The organism is Bacteroidota bacterium (genome assembly GCA_030706565.1).
Taxonomy (GTDB): Bacteria; Bacteroidota; Bacteroidia; order Bacteroidales; family JAUZOH01; genus JAUZOH01.
The window spans coordinates 1-4,983 of the sequence record JAUZOH010000282.1 but is presented as its reverse complement, the minus strand read 5'-3'; the positions used below and the strand labels follow the sequence as shown (position 1 = coordinate 4,983).

Here is a 4,983-nt window from a genome sequence, read left to right as displayed (position 1 = left end):
TCCCTTCCCCGTCAGAAAGAATGCATCCACATCGTATACAATCAACTTCAGGGAATCACTGTTCTGATGAAGGAAATGCTGAATCATGGTATGCCTGATTTGAGCATTTGCACCTTCTATAGCATATTTGGCCACCTTACAATGAAGTTGTTTTTCCATAGTTTCTTTATCCAAGCCCAATACGGTATGTGAATGCCCAACCAGCAATACCTTAACCGGATTGTCCAGGCCAAAATACATGATTAGTCCTTTAGTAAAAAAATCAGAAAGTCCACAGTCCATTATAACAATTAACAGAATAAACATGGAGTATTTGGACAACAATTCCAGACATCTCAAATTTTTTAACACCCAGAATTTCATGGCCTTAAAATTGAAAATAAATAAAACTATTCCCCCCAATGCCCAACATGGAAATGGAAAACAGCATAAAAATATAGGCAGCCCAACGGACTGGCCGGGTTACTTTGGATTCAGAAAAATACAGGGTTACCAGGCCTTTATATTGAAGATATTCCACGAAAAACAAGAATAAAAGCGAAAGCACGGATAAAAAAGTGACAAATTGAGAATTACCCATATATATTTGGGAAACAGGATTTGAAAAAATTCCGGATATTATATACCAGGCAGTGTCCAGATCCTTAGACCTGAAAAATATCATGGCAAAAGAGACCATGGTAAAGGTTAAAATTACCGGGATAACGCGAAAAACAGACTTCAGTTCGAAATCACCGAAAATAAAGTGGAGTAACTTTTTAACGGAACGTTCGAGTAAATAATAAAACCCATGTAAGGCTCCCCAAATAATATAGGTCCAGTTGGCGCCGTGCCAGAGCCCGCTGATAGTAAACACAGTCAAAACATTAAAAACCCACCTTAGAAATTTCACCCTGTTGCCTCCCAGGGGTATATATACATAATCCGAGAACCAGCTTGAAAGTGAAATATGCCAGCGTTTCCAAAAAGTACCGATGGAATTGGAGAAATAAGGTAATTTAAAATTTTGCATCAGTTTGAACCCCATGATGTGGGCGCTTCCAATAGCGATATCCGAGTAACCGCTAAAATCACAATAGATTTGAAAAGCGAAAAAAAAGGTTGCCAGGATAAAGGTAGATCCCGTGTATGCATGAGGATTGTTATAAACCGGATCCACATATAAAGCAAGCCTGTCGGCAATAACGACCTTCTTAAAATAGCCCCACAGCATCATTCTGAGCCCCTCAGTCAAACGGTCAAAATCAAAATAATGTTCTTCACGGAATTGATGAAGCATATTTTGGGGCCGTTCAATAGGCCCGGCTACCAGCTGAGGATAAAACATGACATACAACGCGTAGATTCCAAAATGCCGCTCTGCTTTCTGATGCCCTCGATAAACCTCAATGGTATAACTCATCGCCTGAAAGGTATGGAAGGACAAACCTATGGGCAGGAGAATGGACAGGTACGGAATAGGATTTCCTATATTGAAATTTTTTAACAGCAGGGTGAGGTTTTCATTAAGGAAATTATAATATTTAAAGAAAGCCAGAACTCCGATATTGGCTACCAGACTGGCAATCAGAAACCATTTCCGCTTTTTGTCCTTTGAAGATTCTAAAAGACGGCCTGCAAAATAATCAACCACAATGGTAAATCCCAGGATCAGAATGTAAACCGGGACAAAAACCATATAAAAGTAGCAACTACTCATTAAAAGCAAAAACCAACGATACCGGTGAGGCAATAAAAAATAGGATGTAGTAACTACAAGGAAAAAAGCTATAAAATTCAATGAATTAAAAAGCATAGTTTTTTTTCTTTTATCTACCCCTTTGCCCGGGGGTGTATCATTTAACTTTTAATCAGAACTTAACATGAAAATTTCATGTATAAATAAATTTACAATTTTTTTCTGATCTATAACTTTTTTACAGGATTTTTTTTGATCAGAATGATTTTCTAATTCTATTTAAACCAAAAAACAAAGGGTTCCAATTGAAAAAATCTTTAAATTTAAACTTTCAATAATTTTTAAACTTATTCTTGAGGAGGGAAAAATATGGAAAAAGATTTCAAATGTCATACTACATCAGGAGCAGTCTACGGAATGGGATTTATTGGAGCAGCAATTTATTTTATATCCCATGCTGCCACTTTTTGGATAGGGGTTTTAGGCTTATTAAAAGCAATTATCTGGCCTGTTTTACTGGTTTATTCGGTTTTCAAACACTTGGGAATGTAAATACTCCATGTTAAAATTTAACAGGCGGGCCTGGCCCGCCTACTCCAAGCCAAAAAATTGCCCTGCCTGATAAACAACCTTCAGATTTACTCCGGTTTTAATTCTAAGCCTAATCCCCTGGATGTAACTTAAAGTTCCAACTTTGTTATTATCTAGAGATTTTTTCGTACCTTTATATAAAGATCATAAAATAAAATACTGAAATTCTGATTGTTGTTGAAGTTGCCATGCAGAATAAACAGCGTTGCCTTAAAAGGTCCGGAAAGGATATCCGGTCATTTGGATATCAACTATATCCTGTAAAACAGGATTCTGACTCATCAAACGTTAAGTAAATTCCAAAATCTTGCTTGACGCATTTACGGTTTCCTTTATAAACCTATCAATATAAATACTATGAAGAAATTGATCGTTATGTTGATTCTTATTTCTTTTAGTCTTTATAATCTGTATTCACAACAGGATACTATCGTTAAAAGAAATAATGAGCGAATTGCCTGCAAAATCAAGGAAATATCTTCCGATGAGATAAAATACCAAACTCCTGAAAATGATATTCTTAAAGGTATAGATAAAACGGAGGTAACCAAAGTGATCTTGTCTTCGGGAGTGGTCATGAATTTTCAAAATCCCATGTACAACCAGGAAAATTATGCAGATCAGAAAAAAAATTGCCTGAAATTCAAGCTCTTGTCCCCCTTATTTCAATACAGTGACTTTACTTATGAACGAAGCCTGAAGCCGGGAGCAAGTATGGAATTATCCCTTGGAATCATTGGATTGGGAAAACATTACGGGGACAAGCTTGGCGGTTCTTCTTTCAGATTAGGATATAAGTTTATTAAAAGCCCTGATTTTTACCTGAAGGGATTAAGATACGCCCATATATTAAAAGGAATGTACTTTAGGCCAGAAGCTGCGGTTTCTGTTTATGAAAAAAATTCCACGGATATATTTTCAACTGCCATGCTGTTTGTTGTTGGCAACCAATGGGTTTTTAACAACATCCTTGCTGTAGATCTTTATTTTGGACTTGGATATGGCTATAGTACACATAAACCCTATGAGTATTGGCAATATGGATATTCCATCATTGCCAGGGACTTCCCTGCTGCCGTTACTTCAGGTTTCAGAATAGGTGTCTTGTTTTAATATAACAACATAAAAACCAACTTATTTAGGCCAGGAAGATCGATCAGGTCCAATTTTTATATTTTTCAATTCAGATATAATCCGGAAATAAAAATTATTAAAACGGATAAATATCTTATTGATTAACATTCCTTTTCATAAAAAAGTTTATAAAATTTCCGGCCGTCATCGTCCTCGCCTTGTTCAATCAGATTGCGGTCACCATGAATATAAATATGGAAATTTTTATCCAGTTTGATGATGTTCTTAAACACCCTCGCCTGCTTTTTTACTGCAGTTTCAGAAATGGCAAAATTATCGGCAATAGCCGTATCGCAATCGACCTGGTATTCCTTTTTATAATTGTTGAAATGCTCAATTACTTCAGGCTGACTGATCACTTCATTGGTAAATTCCTCCATATCGAAGTTTTCTTTTTCCTTGAAAAAATTCACCGATTTATTCAGAAGATCGATTTGATCGGCCTTTGAGACCTCAAACTGCTGGGGAAGTTCCTTGGTTACGAAGTTTTTACACATTGACATAACATTTTGAGTCTGAAAATACTCATCTTCGCGCTGTTTCACTTTCAGGAAGTCATCAATCCAATAACGGGCATCCACCCCTTTGTTCGTATGGTCAACCACAGCAACAAGATAACCTTTCTCCCGTTCCGAATTAAAAATCAGGCAACCCTTATCCAGCTTTTTTATGTTCACCCCTTCTTCACTGGCTAACTCGAATCCGGATTCCGACGGATAAACCTTCAAAAAAACATCTTTGTTTTCCGATTTAAACAGCCCGACCGCATCAACCGTCTCCCCGTCAACTATACAATCTTTGAAATAAACCGTATAAAAATCTCCCCCTTTGATTTTCGGATGAAGGCTTTGCTCATACAGATGTTTGGCCAGGTTTACCGACTGATCGAATAGCTGATCGGGATGATCAAAAATTTCAGACACATAACTGTATACTTCATTTAACTTTAAGTCGGTATCATGATAGAGGTGAAAATATTCCTCCGATTTGAAAGCAGGCAGAAAATAATTCACCAAAAGATTATTTATTTCCTCACTGACTTTAAGCTCCTTTTTTGACAATCTGATGTCTTCTTCCTGAATCTTGCATCCAACGTAATGAAGTGCTATACTGACAAGAGTAGCCTGTTCGTAAATAAGCATGGTTAGTGGTTTTTGATATTAATTTTTTATTTGATCATCTTTCCCTTAAAATTTCCTCTGCAAATCAGCATAGGAACAATAATATCCCCCAACGAAAAGCATAGGAACAACAAAAATACACATATTTATTGATTAAGTTTTCTCCTTCGAAAATTAGAACTCGTAGGTGAATACATAAAATATCACGACATAAAAGCTGGATATATATTTGATTTAAGTTTCGCAAGTAGTATAAAGGGGTTATAACAGATTTCTCTGTGGCACTCTGTGTTAAAACTCTGTGGTTCTCTGTGTAATACATCGATACAATAACACAGAGGTACACAGAGAAGACACAGAGGAATATTGTTCATTATTTCTATGTGACATGATGAACAATAAATCTCAGTTGTTAAATTTTATTCCATTCAGGGAGATATTTACTTGCGAAACTTTAAT

Annotated in this window: 5 protein-coding genes; 2 read left to right on the top strand and 3 right to left on the bottom strand. The window is 36.2% G+C overall.

The window, feature by feature from the left end:
* Window positions 1-282 (bottom strand): SGNH/GDSL hydrolase family protein (locus Q8907_12550; protein MDP4275101.1); only part of this gene is annotated, 282 nt, incomplete at its 3' end.
* Window positions 283-367: 85 nt separating this feature from the next.
* Window positions 368-1,795 (bottom strand): MBOAT family O-acyltransferase, encoded by a 1,428-nt coding sequence (locus Q8907_12545; protein MDP4275100.1) that lies wholly within the window; start codon window positions 1,793-1,795, stop codon window positions 368-370.
* A gap of 252 nt (window positions 1,796-2,047) precedes the next feature.
* Between Q8907_12545 and Q8907_12540 the strand changes: the two genes are divergently transcribed.
* Together Q8907_12540 and Q8907_12535 are read left to right on the top strand one after the other, a co-directional pair.
* Window positions 2,048-2,230, top strand: a complete 183-nt coding sequence (locus Q8907_12540; protein MDP4275099.1) for a hypothetical protein — start codon at window positions 2,048-2,050, stop codon at window positions 2,228-2,230.
* Window positions 2,231-2,626: 396 nt separating this feature from the next.
* Entirely contained in the window at window positions 2,627-3,382 is a 756-nt protein-coding gene (locus Q8907_12535) for a hypothetical protein (protein MDP4275098.1), read from the top strand.
* A gap of 122 nt (window positions 3,383-3,504) precedes the next feature.
* On the opposite strand, the gene Q8907_12530 is transcribed toward Q8907_12535, so the two are convergent.
* The gene (locus tag Q8907_12530; GenBank protein ID MDP4275097.1) at window positions 3,505-4,545 is read right to left on the bottom strand and encodes a nucleoid-associated protein; all 1,041 of its coding nucleotides are present in this window, start codon (window positions 4,543-4,545) and stop codon (window positions 3,505-3,507) included.
* Window positions 4,546-4,983 lie beyond the last annotated feature (438 nt).